An 18,239-nucleotide genomic window follows, 5' to 3' on the forward strand; every position below is an offset into this window, starting at 1 on the left:
TACGGCGGGGGTCAGCGCTGCTCGAAGTCACCCGCGAGCGCCGAGGCGATCCGCAGATGCGAATCCGCCTCCTCGTGCCGGTTCTGCCGCTGAAGTGTGCGGCCGAGCATCAGCCGGGCGTAGTGCTCCACAGGGTCCCGCTCGACGATCGTCCGCAACTCGCCTTCGGCGCGGCGCAGTTGGGCCGAGTGGTAGTAGGAGCGCGCCAGAAGCAGCCGGGGCCCGGTCTGCTCGGGCACCTCCTCGACCAGCCCGGTCAGGACGCGCGCGGCGGCGGCGTAGTCCTTGGCGTCGAAGAACAGCTGCGCGCGCTCCCAGCGTTCGGCCGGGGTTCCGTGGGCGTAGTACGCCGTGTCGTGGGTCGTGTTCACTCGGGGCCTCCTTCGAGGGCGGCAACCGAGCCTGCCGGTTCACTATTCCCCTGGTCGGGCAGGAACGCGGCGCCGGGACTATCGGGCCAGGGTGGCCAGTTCGGCACCGGCCCGTTCGGTGATCAGGCTCAGGACGCGGCCCGTGACGGCCAGGTCCTCAGCCGGGATGCCGTCGTAGATGCGGGCGGTGATGGGTGCCGTCTCGCCGGAGGTCGTGGCGTACAGCTCGCGCCCGGCGTCCGTGATCCGTACGTCCGACGCCCCGTCCGGGGTCAGCAGCCGCGCGGTGATCAGCTCGTCGAGGACGCCGTGCGCCTCCGTCGCGTCGGTCTTCAGTGCGCCGGTGACACCGTCGACGAGCTGTTCGCGCCCGACCGGTCCGTCGGCGAGGGCGGCGAGCCGGAGGGTGACGGACTGCTGGAAGGTGATGCCGTGCCGGGCCAGCACGTTCTCGAGGAGAGCGCGGCCCGCGTAGTGGGCCAGGGCGATGACACGGGGGTCGACGAGGGGTGTGGTGGTGGTCATGACTGCTCCGTCTCGTTCTCGCTGAAGGGATCAAGAGGTGCGTCGAGCAGGGCCGTCAGGTCGCGCTTGAACTCCCGGGTGCGCGCGCTGTCGAGGCCGCCGAGCGGGTCGAGGAGCTGCTGTAGGAGTCCCTGGACGACCTCGATCGCCCGCCGGGTGACCTCGCGGCCCTGCTCGGTGAGGGCGAGCTGCACCGCGCGCGGGTCGCGCGGGTCCCTGGTGCGCTCCAGGAGACCGGCGGTCTCCAGGGCGCGGGCCAGCTTCGACACGTAGAGCGGCTCGAGTCCGGTGTGGTCGGCGAGGCGGCGCTGGCTGGGCCGTTCGCCGGAGCGCTGCATGCCATGGAGCGACGCCACCAGCGAGTACTGCGCATGGGTGAGTCCCAGTGGGGCCACCGCACGGTCGACCGCGACCCGCCACTTCATCGACAGCCGCCACACCAGGAACCCGGGCGTCGCGCCTTCGGAACCGTTGCTCATGGCGAATACAGTACATAGCTACTATGTACATGGCTACTGTTTTGTGGAGCGTCCGCGGCGCGGCCCGAACCTGACGCTGACGCAAGCCCTTGTGCCGGACTAGGTTGTGCGCCATGAGCAATCTTGAGCGCGAGGCGGCCCCCTCCCTGTGCGGTGGCCGTGGCTTCGTGGTGGCGGAGCCGGTGCGTGAACTCCTCAGCCCTCGCAAGGTGAAGCTGGGCGAGTCCAGCGAGGTCCGCCGGCTGCTGCCCAACCTCGGCCGCCGTATGGTCGGGGCCTGGTGCTTCGTCGACCACTACGGTCCCGACGACATCGCCGACGAGCCCGGAATGCAGGTGCCGCCGCATCCCCACATGGGTCTGCAGACTGTGAGCTGGCTGCACGAGGGGGAGGTGCTGCACCGCGACTCCACCGGCAGCCTCCAGACGATCCGCCCGCGCGAACTCGGCCTGATGACCTCCGGCCGGGCCATCAGCCATTCGGAGGAGAGTCCGCGCTCGCACGCCCGCTTCCTGCACGGCGCTCAGCTGTGGGTCGCCCTCCCCGACGGCCACCGCCACACCGACCCGCGCTTCGAGCACCACGCCGATCTGCCGGTCGTCACGGCACCCGGCGTCACGGCCACGCTGATCCTCGGCGACCTCGACGGCGCTACCTCACCCGCTACGGCGTACACCCCGATCGTCGGCGCCGACCTGGCCCTGACCCGAGGCGCGGACGTGCGCCTCCCCCTGGAACCGGACTTCGAGTACGCCGTCCTGTCGATGTCCGGAGAGGCCCACGTCGACGGCGTCCCCGTCCTCCCCGGCTCCATGCTCTACCTCGGCTGCGGACGCGGCGAACTGCCCCTGCGGGCGGAGTCGGACGCGGGCCTGATGCTCCTGGGCGGCGAACCGTTCGAGGAGGAACTGATCATGTTCTGGAACTGGATCGGGCGGTCCCAGGAGGAGATCGAGCAGGCGCGGCGGGACTGGATGGAAGGCACTCGCTTCGGGGAGGTGAAGGGGTACGACGGGGCCCCGCTGCCCGCTCCTGAGCTGCCGCCTGTGCCGCTGAAACCGCGCGGAAGAGTGCGCTGACCTGCTGAAATGCTCGCGGGTTGGTGGCTGTTGAGTGGGTGGCGGCTGGGCATTGGCGGCCGCTTTTCGACCGTTCGCCGGGCGGCGGCCGAGCGGGTCGCTTGCTCGGGTCGGCGGGGCTGGCGATTCCACGGTATGGCTGTCCGTGGGCAGTTGTGGCAGGACTCTTGCTGACGAGTGCTGTCTCGGAGGCCCGCCAGCAGCTTCTTCGTCTGTTGGTGGTACGCGGGTGCCGCACTTGCAGACGGAGCACTTGCTCGGTGGAAGACGCCGGGGTCGAGTAGCCCGGTGACGCGGATCAACCTCGAAGGCACCTGAGCGTCGTTGGGCGGCGCAGAGAGCTCGCCGACGGGGCTGTACGACGCGCGGCGTCCGTGACGGTGACGCACTCGTCGATGTGGACGGCCTGGCGCGGGCGGGCCACGTGCAGCGATCGGGAACTGACTACGGAGTGTGACTTCATCGGGATCGGACGGTCGCAGGAGGAGATCGTCCGCGGGCTTTGACTCAGTGCCGCTCAGACTGAGGGAGGGGCTGCGTGCACCAGATCGTCTTGCCATTGGTGGTGTGCCGGGTGCCCCACCCGTGGGTGAGCTGGGCGACGAGCAACAGGCCCCGGCCGCCCTCGTCGAAGGCGCGGGCCCGGCGCAGGTGCGGGGTGGTGTTGCTGGCGTCGGAGACCTCGCAGATCAGGGAGGTGTCGCGAATCAGCCGCAGCCTGATGGGCGGCTCGCCGTATCTGATGGCGTTGGTCACCAGCTCGCTGACCACCAGCTCGGTGACGAACGCCGCCTCCTCCAGGCCCCAGGCGTCCACCTGGTCGACGGCGAGCTTCCTGGCGCGTGGCACCTGCGCGGTGTCGGGCTCGACGTCCCAGTCGGCGACGTGGTGGGGATCCAGCGCGAGGGTGCGAACGAGCAGCAGGGCGGCGTCGTCGGTGCGGCGTGGGGGAAGCATGGCGTCCATCACCGTGTCGCACAGGGTCTCCAGCGAGGCGGTTGAGTGGTTCAAGGCTCGCTGCAGTTCGGCGGTCCGCTGGTCGACGTCGCGCTCGCGGCTTTCCACCAGTCCGTCGGTGTAGAGGGCGAGCAGGCTGCCCTCCGGCAGTTCGAGCTCGGTGGCCTCGAAAGGCAGCCCACCGATGCCGAGCGGCGGTCCCGGATGGACGGGTACCGGGGTCCGGGTGCCGTCCTGGGAGATGACCAGCGGCAGGGGGTGGCCGGCGCTCGCCAGCGTGAGATGCCGGGAGACCGGGTCGTAGACGGTGTAAAGGCAGGTGGCCCCGGACTCGCCGGTCGGCTGGAAGTGGCCGGTGGGCTGGAGGTCGCTGGCGAGGTGGAGGACCAGGTCGTCCAGGTGGGTCAGCAGTTCGTCCGGTGGCAGATCGACATCGGCGAGGGTGCGTACCGCCGTGCGCAGCCTGCCCATGCTGGCCGAGGCGTGCAGGCCGTGACCGACGACATCGCCGACGACCAGGGCGACCCGGGCGCCGGATAGCGGAATGACGTCGAACCAGTCACCGCCCACTTCCGTACCGGTCCCGCCGGGCAGGTAGCGGGAGGCCACCTCGACCGCCTCCTGGTTCGGCAGCCCTTGCGGCAGCAGGGTGCGTTGCAGCGTCAGCGCGGTGGTGCGCTCGCGTGAGTACCGGCGGGCGTTGTCGATGGCGACGGCTGCCTTGGCGGTCAACTCCTCGGCGAGGATCAAGTCATCGGCGGTGAACGCCTCGGGCCGGTCGACGCGGGAGAAGGCGACGACGCCGAGCAGCGCGCCGCGCGCCCGGAGCGGCACGGTGATCCGGCCGGTCAGCCCGTCCGCGGCGATGGACTCGTCGATCACCGGGTTGCCCGGTGGCCAGTGGGCCGGGTCGGCGGCGAGTCCGGGCCCGAAGGCCCACTCGCCGCCCTGGCCGGGCTCGGCGGCGAGCTCGACCGTGGACCTGCCGGCGGCCATGCAGCGGGCGGCGACGGAACCGGGCGCGTGCGTGACCGGTGTCGTGACCCCTGGAGCCTGGTCGGCGTCCACCTTCGTGCTGTGCTCGGCGGCACGGCTGAGCCTGATGGTCTCGCCGGGGCCGAACGGGGATCCTGAGGGCGGTTCCTCACCGCGCAGCACCTCGTCGAAGAGGTCCACGCTGACGAGGTCGACGAATCCCGGCACCGGGGTCATGGCCAGTTCCTGGGCGGTGCCGATCACGTCGAGTGTCCGGCCGATGCCGCCGCTGGCCTTGTTGAGGATGAGCAGGCGTTGCCGAGCCCAGTACTCGGCGCTCATGTCGAATCCCCAGTTGGCGATCGCGCGGACCCTGCCCTTGGCATCCCGGACGGGCCAGATGCTGGTGGCCCAGGCGTTGGCGTAGTCGCTGCCGCGCGGGCGGAAGACGGTGATGAGACGCGTGGGCTCGCCCGTCCTCGCCACTTCGGCGAGCGCGTCGGCGTAGGGCTTGTCGTCCCTTTCGGGAAACAACGTGCGGTCGAATTCGGGAAGCACCTCGCGGTACTTCTTGCCGAGCACCTGCTCCTCGGAGTGCGCGATCACCCGGCCCGAGGAGGCGTTGATCCACAGGAACCGCAGCTCAGGGTCGTAGGCGCCCAGAGCGAAGGGAGACTGCTCGAATGCCCGGTCGGCGATCACCGGACGGCGTCCCCAACGCTGGATGGTCACCACGTGACCCAGCGTCCGCTCGTCGGGGCCGAGCAGCGGGTGGGCCGTCACCACGGCGTCCACAGTGGAACCGTCCCGGTGGCGTAGGAGGATGAACCCCGTCGGGTCGGGACCGGCGCCGTAGCCCTCGGGGAAGCCGGGTGGCGGGGGATCGACCAGCAGGTCGGTCACGGGGCGCCCGACGGTGTCCTCCGCCGTCCAGCCCAGCAGCAGCCGGCCCCCCTCACTCCAGCCGCTCACCATGCCGTCCGGGCCCACCACGACAGCGGCAGTGGGGGCATCCTGCTTGTCGGCCATCTCCACGTACCACGCCTCCGTCCGGATTGCCGTGCCCGTCGGGGCTGGTTTCCAGCGGCTGCTTCCAGCCTAGATCGGCCCCCGCTCCACGGCGCTCCGGCTGGTGCGCTTTCGGGGTGCCAGGTCCCGGAGCGACCGGGGCCAGGGCCTGCGCGTCCCCGTTCGACAGCAGCGGCCGGGCCGCCGACCGAGACCATGGGGTGCAGGTGCAGGACGAACACCTCCGGGTGGCACGGCAGTGCAAGGAGCGCGGATTGCCGCTGTCCGTCATCGTGTGCGACTGCTTCCACTGGCTGCGGATGGGCGACTGGCGTTTCGAGGAGTGCGACGGGCCTCCCCTCTCATGGGGAGGCTGGTCGGGCACGGGGCACGGCAGGCCCTCTGCGGCTCGGGCTCGCCGAGACGTGCACGATCTCGTCGGGTGCCACGCCGAGCTTGTCCAGCGTGTATGCGAAGGCGCGGAGCCGGGGCTTGTAGACGCCGATCTCCTCGGCGGTGATCACGACCTCGAACGGGGCCTGGGATCGGGCGGACGCAGGAGGAGATCGTGCGGGCCCGTCGGGACTGGACGGAAGGCACTCGCTTCGGGGAGGTGAAGGGGTACGACGGGGCCCCGCTGCCCGCTCCTGAGCTGCCGCCGGTGCCGCTGAAACCGCGTGGAAGAGTGCGCTGACCTGGGAACGTGCGAACGGGCCTGTGCTCACCAAGGCGCGAGGTGAGCACAGGCCCGTTCAGGAGCCGGGCCGCGAGGGGGCGGTCAGACGGTGGTCTTCGCCGACTCCTGGTCGTCGTCCCCGGTGATCTCGCCGGCCTTACGGGCGCGGACGAACTCCAGGAAGGAGTTGAGCTCGCGCTTGACGATGGGGGCGAGGAGGTAGAGGCCGATGATGTTGAAGACCGACAGCAGGAAGAGCGCGGAGTCGGCGAGGCTGATCAGCGAGTCGAGGGACATCAGGGCGCCCACGATCACGAACAGGCTCCAGATGACCTTGAAGACGATCTCGCTGACCTTGCTCTTGCCGAACAGGTACGACCAGGCCTTGAGACCGTAGTAGCCCCAGGTCAGGATCGTGGAGAAGGCGAAGAGCAGCACCGCGATGGTGAGCACGGCCGGGAACCAGGGCAGTACGGTCTCGAAGGCGTCGGAGGTGATGGTGACGCCGCCGATGCTCTCGCCGGCGCGGGCCTCGCTCCAGCTGGCCGGGTTGGCGATGACGATGGTCAGCGCGGTCATGGTGCAGATGACGACCGTGTCGATGAACGGCTCCAGCAGGGCGACCAGACCCTCGCTCGCGGGGTGCTTGGTCTTGACCGCGGAGTGGGCGATCGGGGCGGAGCCGAGACCGGCCTCGTTGGAGAACGCGGCGCGCTGGAAACCGATGATCAGGGCGCCGATCACACCGCCGGCGACGCCGTCGGCCTCGAAGGCGCCCTGCAGGATGGTCTGGAAGGCGTCCGGGACGTGGGTGACGTTGCCCAGGATGACGACCAGGCAGGCCACGATGTAGATGCCGGCCATCGCGGGCACCAGCCGGCTGGTGACCGAGGCGATGGAGCGGATGCCGCCGAGCAGCACGAGACCGACCAGCGCGGAGACGACCAGGCCGAAGAGGACGGCACCGGCGGAGGAGGCCAGGAAGCCGTCCTCGCCTCCGAAGGTCGAGGAGATCTGCGCGTAGCTCTGGTTGGTCTGGAACAGGTTGCCACCGAACAGACCGAAGAAGAGGATCATGATCGAGGCGAGGACGGCGAGCACCTTGCCGAGCTTGGCGCCGCCGCTGCCGAAGCGCTCCTTGAGGCCCTTGGGCAGGTAGTGCATCGGGCCGCCGGAGACCGTCCCGTCGGCGTGCACCTCGCGGTACTTCACGCCGAGGGTGACCTCGACGAACTTGGACGCCATGCCGAGCAGACCGCACAGGATCATCCAGAACGTCGCGCCCGGGCCGCCGATGGAGACGGCGACGGCCACACCGGCGATGTTCCCGAGACCGACCGTGCCGGAGACGGCGGCGGTCAGCGCCTGGAAGTGGTTGACCTCACCGGCCGACCCCTTCTCGTCGTACTTCCCGCGCACCACGTCGAAGGCGAGCTTGAACTTGCGGACCTGCACGAACCCGAACCAGCCGGTGAAGACCAGGCCGGCGACGACGAGCCAGGCGACGATGAGGGGCAGATCCGTTCCGCCCACGGGAACGGCGTAGAAAACGACCTCCCCGAGCCACTTGGCTATCGGTTCGAAGAAATCGCTGACGGCTTCGTCGACGTTTTGGGTGACGGAGTCGAGTGACACAGTAGCTACCTCGATGGTGCAAGGCCGGGGCACAGGGGTAGTGCCGCCGGCTGATGTGCGGTCTCTGAACGAACGCCGTTGTTCGATCGGCGACGCTGGGTGGGCTGTCCGCGGATGCGGATCGTGATCACCCTGGCCGTGCTGCCGGTGCATGCCGACCGCTCCGGTTGGTGGCGTCGAGCGGTGCCACCTGCGGAGTTGCGCAGTTCTACCACGGCCCTTACGCATCCTTTAGTGATGTAGATCACATGACCAGCAGTTACCTTCGAAAATGCCAGCGAGCGATATCGGACCGTTATGCGGAGGCCGAGATCCGTTCACCGGACAGCTAATGAACGTGCACACAGATTGGCCAGGACACGCGACGTAAGCGTTCCGTCATCTCTCTCGGGGTTCGTGACGCCTTCCTGACCCGTTGAATGGGGAGCTACGAAAGCTCTCAGGGAAGTGAGGCAGGGCATGGCACGCATGCGGACGGCGCTGGGCAGGCCGCTGGTCATCGGGATACTGGTGGTGGCGGTCGCCGGCATCGGACTCGGGTTGTACTGGTTCCAGCCGTGGAAGCTGTGGCAGAACGAGACCGTGGAGGAGGCCCTGCCCGGTGCCGTGACCACATCGGCACCCCAGGCGCCGGCGCCCTCCTCGTCCCCCTCGCAGCCGCCCTCCCCGGCGCCCGGGCCGCAGACGCTGGCGAGCGGCGAGTTGATCAGCCACGAGCACGACACCTCGGGCGTGGTGAAGCTCGTGCGGCTCTCCGACGGCTCTCACGTCGTACGGCTGGAGAACCTGGACACCAGTAACGGCCCGGACCTGCGCGTGTGGCTGACCGACGCGCCGGTGAAGGAGGGAACGGCGGGCTGGCGCGTCTTCGACGACGGCGAGTACGTCAGCCTCGGCAAGCTCAAGGGCAACAAGGGCAGCCAGAACTACACCGTGCCCGACGACGTCGACCCGGCCCGCTACACCAGCGTCAGCATCTGGTGCGACCGATTCGACGTGTCCTTCGGAGCCGCCCGGCTCGCTCGCGCGTGACCGCGGCCCCGGGCCCGGCCCGATGCTTCCGCGCACTGCCGCTCGCCCGCCCGGGCTCAGAACCCCGTAGCGGGCCAGTCCAGCAGCCGGGCACCGATCACCGCGGTCTGGAGCATGTAACGGTGAGCGGGGTCGGCCGGGTTGGCGCCGGTGAGCTTGTGGATGCGTTCCAGGCGGTAGGTCAGGGCGCGCACGCTCAGTGAGAGGCGGCGGGCGGCCTCGGCCGCGACGCAGCCGGAGTCGAAGTAGGCGGTGAGGGTCTCCAGGAGGGGCTGGGCGCCGCCGCGGGCGGTGGCGAGCGGGCCGAGGGCGTCGTGGACGAGCTCGGACATGGCCTGCCGGTCGCGGGTGAGGACCGGGTAGACGAGCAGGTCGGCGGCGCGCAGCACCGGGTCGTCCAGTTCCAGACGCTCGGCGAGTTCGAGCGCGTTGAGGGCTTCCTCGTACGACTGGACGACCCCGCCGGGGCCGGGCTGAGGACGCCCGATGGCGACCCGGCCGCCGTCGGTGGCGGCGTGGGCCTGCTTGGCGAAGTAGGGCAGGATCTCGTCCTCGTGGCCGGGTGCGACGCACAGCAGCCTGCCGTCCTTGGTGGTGAGCAGGACGTCGCGGTTGCCGAAGCGGGTGATGAGCGCCTGCTCCACCCGCCGGGGTACCGGAGCGCCCTCCTCGTAGGCGGCCGGGCCCTGGGCGACGGCGACTGCGTGGGCCTGGGACAGGCGCAGGCCGAAGCGTTCGGCGCGCTCGGCGAGACGGCCCAGGTCGCTTCGACCGTAGAGCAGGTCGTCGATGAACTCCCGGCGGGCTGCCTCCTCCTGACGTACCGCCTGCCGTTGGGCGCGTTCGTAGCCCTCGGCGAAGGCGTCGATGATCTGCTGCACCGCGGCGAGCGCGTCGGCGGCCGAACCCGAGGTCTGGGGCCAGGCCGTGCGAGCCGCCGACAGGTGTGCGCTGACGAGGGCGCGCAGCCCGTAGCCCGCGTCCGCGGCCTGCTCTCCGAAAGCACGCCGGGAGGCGACTTCCTCCCGGGTCAGGCGTCGCCCGGTGGCCGCGACCTCGGCCAGGATCTGGGCACAGCCATCCAGATAGCGCTCGGGTATGTCCCGGTCCGTCACGTCGCCCCCGCATTCTTGACGCGCCGATGACGGTTCCTCAGTGGCGCACCGGCATGCAGACCCTAGTGAACTCTGCCGGAGTCCGGCAATGCGTGAACGTGGGCCGGCCGTGCACCATGGCTCGCGGGGAGCACACGGATGGTTTCGGTGCCGGACACCGGCATGTGTCCGGTGCCGGAATCCGAGAAACCGTGCATCCCCGAGCACACGTCGTGTGCGCCGTGGGCGGAAAGGGGGATCGGGACATGCGGACTTTTCTGACCGCCGCGACGGGGCTGCCCACGATCCTGCTGACCGCGGCACTCGTCGTGGTGGTGTGCTTCTGGCTGTTGGTCACCGTGGGCGCCGCCGCACCGGACAGCTTCGACACGGACGTGGATCTCCGGGTGTGGCGCATGGGCGGGGTGCCCGCGGCGGTCGCCCTCTCGCTGCTGACGCTCCTCGCCTGGGGTCTGAGCGTCGGTGCGACGCTCGCGCTGCCCGTGGTCACGCCACCCGGTCCCGCCACCTGGCTGCTGCGCCTGGCCCTGCCGGTCGGGGCGCTGTTCGTGTCCTGGCCCGCGACCTGCCTGATCGTACGGCTGTTGCGCCCCCTCTTCCCGGACGAACCCGAGCCGCCCGTGCTGGAGAAGTCCCGCACGGGCGAGGGCCCCGAACTGCGGGACGCAGAACGCCAGGATCCCGGCCGGAGGACGTCGGGCCACGCCGAGCTCCCGTCGAGGGACCGCGCCGCCTGAGTCGCGGCGCCGCCGGCCCTCACCGTCGGCCCCCCTCCTCACGCCTCAACTTTCCTACGCCTTGAAGGACGTATCCATGATTGCCATGATCGTGGGCATCGGCGTGCTCGCCGCCGTCTGCCTGCTCGTCGTACTCCTCGTCGCCCGGTTGTTCCGCAAGGTGGAGCAGGGCAAGGCGCTGATCGTCTCCAAGATGCGCAAGGTCGACGTGACCTTCACCGGGCAAGTGGTGCTGCCGGTGCTGCACAAGGCCGAGGTGATGGACATCTCGGTGAAGACCATCGAGATCACCCGGGCCGGCAAGGAGGGGCTGATCTGCCGGGACAACATCCGCGCGGATATCCGGATCTCGTTCTTCGTGAAGGTCAACAAGACCGTGGAGGACGTCATCAAGGTCGCCCAGGCCGTCGGCACGGCGCGGGCCAGCGACCGGGACACGTTGCAGGAGCTGTTCCACGCGAAGTTCTCCGAGGCGCTGAAGACCGTGGGCAAGCAGCTGGACTTCACCGACCTCTACACCAAGCGTGAGGAACTGCGGTACCGGATCATCGAGGTCATCGGCGTCGACCTGAACGGCTATCACCTGGAGGACGCGGCGATCGACTACCTGGAGCAGACGCCGCTGACCCAGCTGGACCCGGCGAACGTCCTCGACGCCCAGGGCATTCGGAAGATCACCGAGCTGACCGCCGTGGAGCATGTGCGCACCAACGAGGCGCAGCGCACCGAGGAGAAGGAGATCACCCGGCAGAACGTCGACGCCCGCGAGGCGATCCTGGAGCTGGAGCGCCGCCAGGCCGACGCCGAGATCAAGCAGCGCCGGGAGATCGACACCGTACGGGCGAGGGAGGAAGCCGAGACCGCGCGGGTGGTGGAGGAGGAGCGGCTTCGGGCACAGTCCGCGTTCCTGAAGACCGAGGAGCAACTCGGCGTCCAGCGCGAGAACCAGGCACGTGAGGTGGCCGTCGCCGCGAAGAACCGGGAGCGGGTCATCGCGGTCGAGAACGAGCGCATCGAGAAGGACCGGCAGCTCGAAGTCATCGCCCGCGACCGGGAGACGCAGCTGACGCAGATCGCCGCCGAGAAGGAGGTCGAGGCGGAGAAGCGGGAGATCGCCGAGGTCGTCCGCGAGCGGGTCGCCGTGGACCGTACGGTCGCCGAGCAGGAGGAGTCCATCAAGAAGCTGCGCGCCGTGGAGGAGGCCGAGCGGCAGCGTCAGACGGTCGTCATCGCCGCCGAGGCCGAGGCGCAGGAGAAGCTGGTCAAGGACATCAAGGCCGCGGAAGCCGCCGAGCAGGCCGCCGTGCATCGCGCGGCCGAGGAAGTCACCCTGGCCGAGGCCCGGTTGAAGAGTGCCGACCTCGACGCGCAGGCCAAGCGGCGGCTCGCCGAGGGCGTCCAGGCGGAGTCCGCGGCCGAGGGCCTGGCCGCCGTCCAGGTCCGTGACAAGGAGGCCGAGGTCATCGAGAAGGCCGGCCGCGCGGAGGCCGAGGCGACCCAGGCGCGCATGCTGGCGGAGGCCGAGGGCACCAAGGCCAAGGCGTTCGCCGAGGCGCATGCCGTCGGGGAGAAGCTCAAGGCGGAGGCCGCGGGTCTCACCGAGAAGGCCGCCGCGATGGCCGCGCTCGACGAGGCGTCCCGCGGCCACGAGGAGTACCGGCTGCGGCTGGAGGCCGAGAAGGACATCCGGCTCGCGGGGCTGGACGTGCAGCGGCAGGTCGCCGAGGCTCAGGCCACCGTCCTCGCCACCGGCCTGGAGAACGCCGACATCAACATCGTCGGCGGCGAGTCGGTCTTCCTCGACCGGCTGGTGTCCTCGATCGCCCTCGGCAAGGGCGTCGACAGCTTCGTGCAGCACTCCGAGACCGCCCAGGCGCTCGCGGGGCCGTGGCTGGACGGCAGCGGCAGCTTCACCGACGACCTCGGCCGTCTCCTCGGCTCGGTCTCCACCGCCGACGTACAGAACCTGACGGTCTCCGCCCTGCTGATGAAGCTCATGAAGACAGGCGGCGCCGACGCCGGGCAACTGCAGCAGCTGCTCGACAAGGCGGGCGAGCTGGGACTCTCCGACACGTCGCTGACCGCGCTCAACGGAAGCGCCAGGTCCTGACAGGCTCGCGGTCCGGAACTGCCGCACAGGGGACGGCAGTTCCGGACCGCGTCTTCCGCGTCCTCCGCGACTTCCTGAAAGGGAACCCCATGACCACCGGCCTGGACACGGGCACGTACGAGGTGCTGCGCAGCCGCCTCACCGCGCAGGCCGCCGAGCTCGGCCGCCGCGCTGAGGCGCTCAACGCCCGCCGCACCGAGGAGTTCGGTTCCATCCGGCTCGGACTCGCCGGCACCGAGCGGCTCCGCACCGAGCACAACTGCGTGCCCCGCGACATCGTCTCCGTCGGCGACGTGCTGCTCTTCGGGCACAACGTCTTTCTCGGGCTCAAGCCCGAGACGACCGTCGCGGACGTCTTCGCGCTGTACGACCGCGACCTGAACCGGCTGCCCGACGACGCCGTGCCCGGCCTGCTCGACGACCCCGCCTTCGTCCGCGAGTTCACCGCCCTCTACCGCTACTACCGCCAGGCTCACCTCCTCCAGCTCCGCCGTGTCGACGGCAAGCTGCTGGCCGTCTTCCAGACCGGCGAGAAGGCCGGCGACATCCGCGTCCTGCGCTGGGCGCTCGCCGACGACGCACGGGTGACCTTCCTGGACGCGCGCGGCGACCGCGACCACGTCTTCCCGCCTTCCCACGACTTCGAGTGGACCGAGGCGACCCGCGAGGACCACGTTCTCGGCCGCCACCCACATGTCTCCATCGAGGGTGAGGTCTTCGTCGAGACGGTCGGCGGGACGCTGACGGTCAAGATCGAGGACAACACCGAGACGGGCGAGGGCATCCACTCCGAGCCGGTCGACGAGCCACTGCAGTCCCTCGCCGACGCGGACATCGCCCACGCGCGCGTGGGCGCCCTGATCCTGCTGCGCATCCGCCCCTACAAGGAGGACGCGAACCGCTACCTGGTCTTCAACACCCTCACCAGGGCTGTCGTGCGCCTCGACGGCATCGGCCGGGCCTGCCGCACCCTGCCCGAGGACCAGGGCGTCGTCTTCCCCGGCGGCTACTGCCTGGCGACGGGGGCCTACAAGACCTTCGACGGCATCGACACGGCGGACCTGGAGTTCGAGCGCATGGTCCGCTCCCCGAACGGCGAGGACGTCCTGTACGCCTTCCACGCGCGCGTGGAAGGCCGCAGCCTGCTGCTGCCGTACAACATGATCCGCAAGGAGATCGCCACCCCGCTGTCCTGTCACGGCTGGGCCCTCTTCGACGACGGCACGCTCATGGTCCTGCGCGCCGACAGCGACGAACCCCAGCGCGTGCACCCACTCCAGTCGTGGAGCTCGCCGTACGTCTCCGACACCCATGCCGCCGCCCAGCCCGTCGGCACCGGCCCTCTGGCCCGCATCGGCAACGCCGACCTCGTGCGCGGCATCTCCGACTGCCTGTCGATCACGCGCGCGGTCTCCGAGACGACCCCGACGAGCGAGGTGTACGAGGCGCTGGCGGCCTCCTGTGTCCGGGTCGCCGACTCCTACCACTGGCTGGGCGAGAGCGAACTGGGCGATCTGCGCGAGCCGTTGGCGCACGTCCGGGCGACCGCCGAGCAGGTGCTGGTCGAGTTCGAGACCGTCCAGGCCCTCACCCGCCGGGCCGCCGACGCCCTCGCCGAGTCCACCGCAGGGGTCGCCGCGGTGGTACGTCGCCTGCGCGGCGAGGTCCCGCGCAGTGCCGCCGCGTGGGTCACCGGCCTGACCGAACTCCGGCACGCCAAGGGCCACTTGCTCACCCTCAAGGACATGCGGTACGCGGACACCGCCCGCATCGATGAGGTGGCAGCGGGCGTCGAGGCCGACCTCTCCGCCTTCGGGCAGCGGGCCGTCGCCCATCTGGCCCGGGAGGACGCCTTCGCCGACCACCGGGCCGACGTCGAGCGGCTCGTCGTCGACGCCGAGGCGATCGCGACGGTCGCCGAGGCCGCGCCACTCGCCACCCGCCTCGACGAACTCGCCGACGGGCTGCGCACGGTCACCGAGGTCGTCACCGGACTCGACATCGGCGACGCCACCGTCCGCACCTCCATCCTGGAGCGGATCGCCGAGGTCCTCGGTGGCGTGAACCGTGCCCGCGCCACCCTGGACGGCCGTCGCCGTGAGCTCCTCGGCCGCGAGGGACGCGCCGAGTTCGCCGCCGAGTTCGCCCTGCTCGGTCAGGCCGTCACCGGCGCGCTCGCGGCCACCGGCAGCCCGGACGCCTGCGACGAGCAACTCGCGCGCATGCTGATGCAACTGGAGAACCTGGAGTCGAGGTTCGCCGAGTCCGACGACTTCCTCACCGAACTCGCGGACAAGCGCGACGAGATCCACGAGGCGTTCTCCGCCCGCAAGCAGACCCTCGCGGACGCCCGCGCCCGCCGTGCCGAACGCCTCGCCGACTCGGCGACCCGCGTGCTCCGGACGGTCACCCGCCGCGCCGCCGCGCTCACCGACGCGGACGCCGTCGCCACGTACTTCACCTCCGACCCGATGCCCGCCAAGGTCTACCGCATCGCCGAGCAACTGCGGGAGCTCGACGACCAGGTCAGGGCGGAGGAGCTGGACGGCCGCCTCAAAGCCGCCCGCCAGGAGGCCCTGCGGGCCCTGCGGGACCGCACCGACCTCTACGCCGACGACGGCCGCACCCTGCGTCTGGGCACCCACCGCTTCGCGGTCAACGCCCAGCCCCTCGACCTCGCCCTGGTTCCGTACGGCGACACCCTCGCCTTCGCGCTCACCGGCACGGACTACCGCTCCCCGGTGACGGACCCGGACTTCGCCGCGACCCGTCCGTACTGGGACCGCCCGCTGCCGTCGGAATCGCCGGACGTCTACCGCGCCGAACACCTCGCGGCCCGCCTGCTCGACGAGCACGGCCCGGCAGCACTCGCGGAGACGCACGACCTGCCCGTCCTGGTCCGGCAGGCAGCCGAGGCGGCCTACGACGAGGGATACGCGCGCGGCGTCCACGACCACGACGCGACCCTGATCCTCACGGCACTCCTGCGCCTGCACCAGGGCGCGGGCCTGCTCCGCCACGAGCCCGCCGCCCGCGCCGCCGCCCAGCTGTTCTGGTCGCACGGCACGACCGCCGGGGAGCGCGACAGCTGGACCCGGCGTGCGGTGTCCATGGCGCGGGCCCGTGACACGTTCGGGCTCGCCCCCGCGATCGCCGACCTGCGGGCCGAACTCGCGGAGGCGATCGGAACGGAAGCGGCGGCCGCCTACCTCTTCGAGGAGCTGACCAGCGGCCCCGACGGCTTCGTCATCAGCGGCAGCACCCGCACGCTGCTCGACAAGTTCCGCCGCACGATGGGCACGTCGGCCTACGACGACGACCTCACCGCCCTCGCGGACCCGGCCGCCCGCCGACAGCTCGTCGAGGCGTGGCTGACCTCGTACACCACCGCGACCGGCACGGACCTCACCGCCGGCGACCTGGCCGAGGCGGTCGCCGCCGAGCTCTGCTCGGACCTGCCCCGCTACGAGTCCGACGCGCCGCTGACCGAGACGGTGGAGGGTCTGCTCGGTGCCCACCCACGCATGGACGGCCGCAGGCTCACCGTCCGTGTCGACGAACTTCTCGCCCGTACACGGCAGTTCCGTGCCCGCGAGGTACCCGCCCATCAGGCGTACCAGCGCCGCCGCGCGGCGCTGGTGGCCGCCGAGCGTTCCCGGATCCGGCTGGACGAGTACCGGCCGCGCGTGATGTCGGCGTTCGTCCGCAGCCGGCTCATCGACGAGGTGTACCTCCCGCTGCTCGGCGACAGTCTCGCCAAGCAGATCGGTACGACCGGTGATGCGAAGCGCACCGACACCGGCGGCCTGCTGCTGCTCATCTCCCCGCCGGGCTACGGCAAGACCACGCTCATGGAGTACGTCGCCGACCGCCTCGGCCTGATCCTGGTCAAGGTCAACGGCCCCGCACTGGGCCACGCCGTCACCTCGCTCGACCCCGCCGAGGCGCCGAACGCCACCGCCCGCCAGGAGGTCGAGAAGATCAACTTCGCGCTGGAGGCGGGCAACAACACCCTCCTCCACCTCGACGACATCCAGCACACCTCGCCCGAACTGCTGCAGAAGTTCATCCCGCTGTGCGACGCGACCCGCCGCATCGAAGGCGTACGGAACGGCGAGCCACGTACCTACGACCTGCGGGGCAAGCGATTCGCCGTATGCATGGCGGGCAACCCCTACACCGAGTCCGGCGGCCGGTTCCGCCTCCCCGACATGCTCGCCAACCGCGCCGACGTGTGGAACCTCGGCGACGTCCTGACGGGGAAGGAGGACGCCTTCGCACTCAGCTTCATCGAGAACGCGCTCACGTCGAACCCGGTCCTGGCCCCCCTCGCCGGCCGCGACCGAGCCGACCTGGAGTTGCTGATCCGCCTCGCCGAGAACGACACGACGGCCCGCGCCGACCGGCTCGGCCACCCCTACGCCCCCGCCGAACTGGAGCGGATCCTGGCCGTACTGGGCCACCTCCTGAGGGCCCGCGAGACGGTCCTGGCGGTGAACGCCGCGTACATCGCCTCGGCGGCCCGGTCCGATGCCACTCGGACGGAACCGCCCTTCCAGCTCCAGGGCTCCTACCGGAACATGAACAAGATCGCCCAGCGCATCCAGCCGGCCATGAACGATGCCGAACTGGCCGCGCTGATCGACGACCACTACACGGCCGAGGCCCAGACCCTCACCACCGGAGCCGAGGCCAACCTCCTCAAACTGGCAGAACTGCGCGGCACCCTGACGGACGAACAGGCTCTGCGCTGGGACGAGTTGAAGGCAGCCCACGTCCGCGTGCAGTCCCTCGGCGGCCCGGAGAGCGACCCTCTGACCCGCGCGGTCGCCACGCTGGGCCTGCTCGCCGACCGCGTCGCGGCCGTCGAGACCGCGATCAACCGTGCCACCCGGCCATGAGGGAGGTGGGCTCGTTTTCCCGTAGCAATGTTCGCCAGTCAGGTAAAATATGTGCAAAGGCAGAAAAGTCGATTGAGTGGCGGCCCTCTCACTTCGGCTCGTGCGGCAGGGTTTCTCTCCCCAGGGGTATCCGGCCGTCTTCTGTCGGAGTCCAATGGTGGAAGTCACGCCCTCCCAACCCCTACCGGTCAAAGGGGCACGCAATGGATCCATGGCTGATCTGGTTGATCATCGCCGCCGTCCTGGCCGTGGCGGAGATCTTCACCCTTACCGCAGCGCTCGGAATGCTGAGCGCGGCCGCGTTGGTCACGGCGGGGTCCGCTGCGGTCGGGCTGCCGCTGCCCTTCCAGTTCCTCGTATTCACCGTCGTCGCAACCGTCACGGTGATGTTCGTGCGCCCCATCGCGTTGCGTCACGTGCTCCGGCCTCAAGTGGCGCGATTCGGAGTGGACGCGCTGGTCGGCAAAGGCGCCTACGTCGTTACGGAAGTGACGGGCCAGGGCGGCAGAGTCCGCATCGACGGCGAGGAGTGGACCGCTCGCCCCTACGACGAAACGCTGGTGATCCCTTCGGGAACGACTGTCGATGTCATAGAGATCAGTGGCGCCACCGCGATCGTCTACCCCAGGGACTGAAACC

The 18,239-nt window shown here is 70.3% G+C and carries 13 protein-coding genes and 1 pseudogene; 7 read left to right on the plus strand and 7 right to left on the minus strand.

All coding sequences use genetic code 11. The annotated features are described in order from the left end of the window. Nucleotides 1-11: 11 nt before the first annotated feature. The 3 genes from G3I77_RS09090 to G3I77_RS09100 form a co-directional block, all read right to left on the minus strand. Nucleotides 12-371, minus strand: coding sequence for a tetratricopeptide repeat protein (locus tag G3I77_RS09090; RefSeq protein ID WP_248502107.1), 360 nt, complete (start codon nucleotides 369-371; stop codon nucleotides 12-14). A gap of 78 nt (nucleotides 372-449) precedes the next feature. After that, complete coding sequence (locus G3I77_RS09095; protein WP_248502108.1) at nucleotides 450-896, minus strand: MarR family transcriptional regulator; 447 nt, start codon at nucleotides 894-896, stop codon at nucleotides 450-452. Continuing rightward, nucleotides 893-1,375, minus strand: a complete 483-nt coding sequence (locus G3I77_RS09100; protein ID WP_248502109.1) for a MarR family winged helix-turn-helix transcriptional regulator — start codon at nucleotides 1,373-1,375, stop codon at nucleotides 893-895. The genes G3I77_RS09095 and G3I77_RS09100 overlap by 4 nt, the downstream gene beginning before the upstream one ends. 113 nt (nucleotides 1,376-1,488) lie before the next feature. On the opposite strand from G3I77_RS09100, the gene G3I77_RS09105 reads away from it, so the two are divergent. Then, on the plus strand, nucleotides 1,489-2,454 hold the full coding sequence (locus G3I77_RS09105) for a pirin family protein (RefSeq protein WP_248502110.1): 966 nt from the start codon (nucleotides 1,489-1,491) through the stop codon (nucleotides 2,452-2,454). Nucleotides 2,455-2,961: 507 nt separating this feature from the next. Here G3I77_RS09105 and G3I77_RS09110 read toward each other — a convergent pair. Together G3I77_RS09110 and G3I77_RS09115 are read right to left on the minus strand one after the other, a co-directional pair. Next, nucleotides 2,962-5,415: a SpoIIE family protein phosphatase gene (locus G3I77_RS09110; RefSeq protein WP_248502111.1), complete on the minus strand. Its 2,454-nt coding sequence runs from the start codon at nucleotides 5,413-5,415 to the stop codon at nucleotides 2,962-2,964. Nucleotides 5,416-5,756: 341 nt separating this feature from the next. Then, nucleotides 5,757-5,918 carry a hypothetical protein gene (locus G3I77_RS09115; RefSeq protein ID WP_248502112.1) on the minus strand — a complete coding sequence of 54 codons (162 nt, stop codon included), beginning with the start codon at nucleotides 5,916-5,918 and terminating at the stop codon, nucleotides 5,757-5,759. Between the two features lie 20 nt (nucleotides 5,919-5,938). On the opposite strand from G3I77_RS09115, the pseudogene G3I77_RS09120 reads away from it, so the two are divergent. Beyond that, nucleotides 5,939-6,088 (plus strand): annotated as a pseudogene (locus tag G3I77_RS09120) (pirin); the annotation flags it as partial. Between the two features lie 84 nt (nucleotides 6,089-6,172). On the opposite strand, the gene G3I77_RS09125 reads toward G3I77_RS09120, so the two are convergent. Then, nucleotides 6,173-7,705: an alanine/glycine:cation symporter family protein gene (locus G3I77_RS09125; RefSeq protein WP_248502113.1), complete on the minus strand. Its 1,533-nt coding sequence runs from the start codon at nucleotides 7,703-7,705 to the stop codon at nucleotides 6,173-6,175. 459 nt (nucleotides 7,706-8,164) lie between these two features. Between G3I77_RS09125 and G3I77_RS09130 the strand changes: the two genes are divergently transcribed. After that, on the plus strand, nucleotides 8,165-8,737 hold the full coding sequence (locus G3I77_RS09130) for a DM13 domain-containing protein (protein ID WP_248502114.1): 573 nt from the start codon (nucleotides 8,165-8,167) through the stop codon (nucleotides 8,735-8,737). 56 nt (nucleotides 8,738-8,793) lie between these two features. Here the strand turns inward: G3I77_RS09130 and G3I77_RS09135 are convergent, their stop codons facing one another. Then, a complete protein-coding gene (locus tag G3I77_RS09135; protein ID WP_248502115.1) occupies nucleotides 8,794-9,852 on the minus strand; it encodes a helix-turn-helix domain-containing protein in 1,059 nt (352 codons plus the stop codon). A gap of 245 nt (nucleotides 9,853-10,097) precedes the next feature. Between G3I77_RS09135 and G3I77_RS09140 the strand changes: the two genes are divergently transcribed. The 4 genes from G3I77_RS09140 (at nucleotide 10,098) to G3I77_RS09155 (ending at nucleotide 18,235) form a co-directional block, all read left to right on the plus strand. Next, nucleotides 10,098-10,589 (plus strand): hypothetical protein, encoded by a 492-nt coding sequence (locus tag G3I77_RS09140; RefSeq protein ID WP_248502116.1) that lies wholly within the window; start codon nucleotides 10,098-10,100, stop codon nucleotides 10,587-10,589. Nucleotides 10,590-10,665: 76 nt separating this feature from the next. Continuing rightward, entirely contained in the window at nucleotides 10,666-12,699 is a 2,034-nt protein-coding gene (locus G3I77_RS09145; protein WP_248502117.1) for a flotillin family protein, read from the plus strand. Nucleotides 12,700-12,788: 89 nt separating this feature from the next. Then, nucleotides 12,789-17,600, plus strand: coding sequence for a DNA repair ATPase (locus G3I77_RS09150; RefSeq protein ID WP_248502118.1), 4,812 nt, complete (start codon nucleotides 12,789-12,791; stop codon nucleotides 17,598-17,600). A gap of 203 nt (nucleotides 17,601-17,803) precedes the next feature. Further along, complete coding sequence (locus G3I77_RS09155; protein WP_248502119.1) at nucleotides 17,804-18,235, plus strand: NfeD family protein; 432 nt, start codon at nucleotides 17,804-17,806, stop codon at nucleotides 18,233-18,235. Nucleotides 18,236-18,239 lie beyond the last annotated feature (4 nt).

It is taken from the genome of Streptomyces sp. D2-8, assembly GCF_023184515.1.
Classification (GTDB): domain Bacteria; phylum Actinomycetota; class Actinomycetes; order Streptomycetales; family Streptomycetaceae; genus Streptomyces.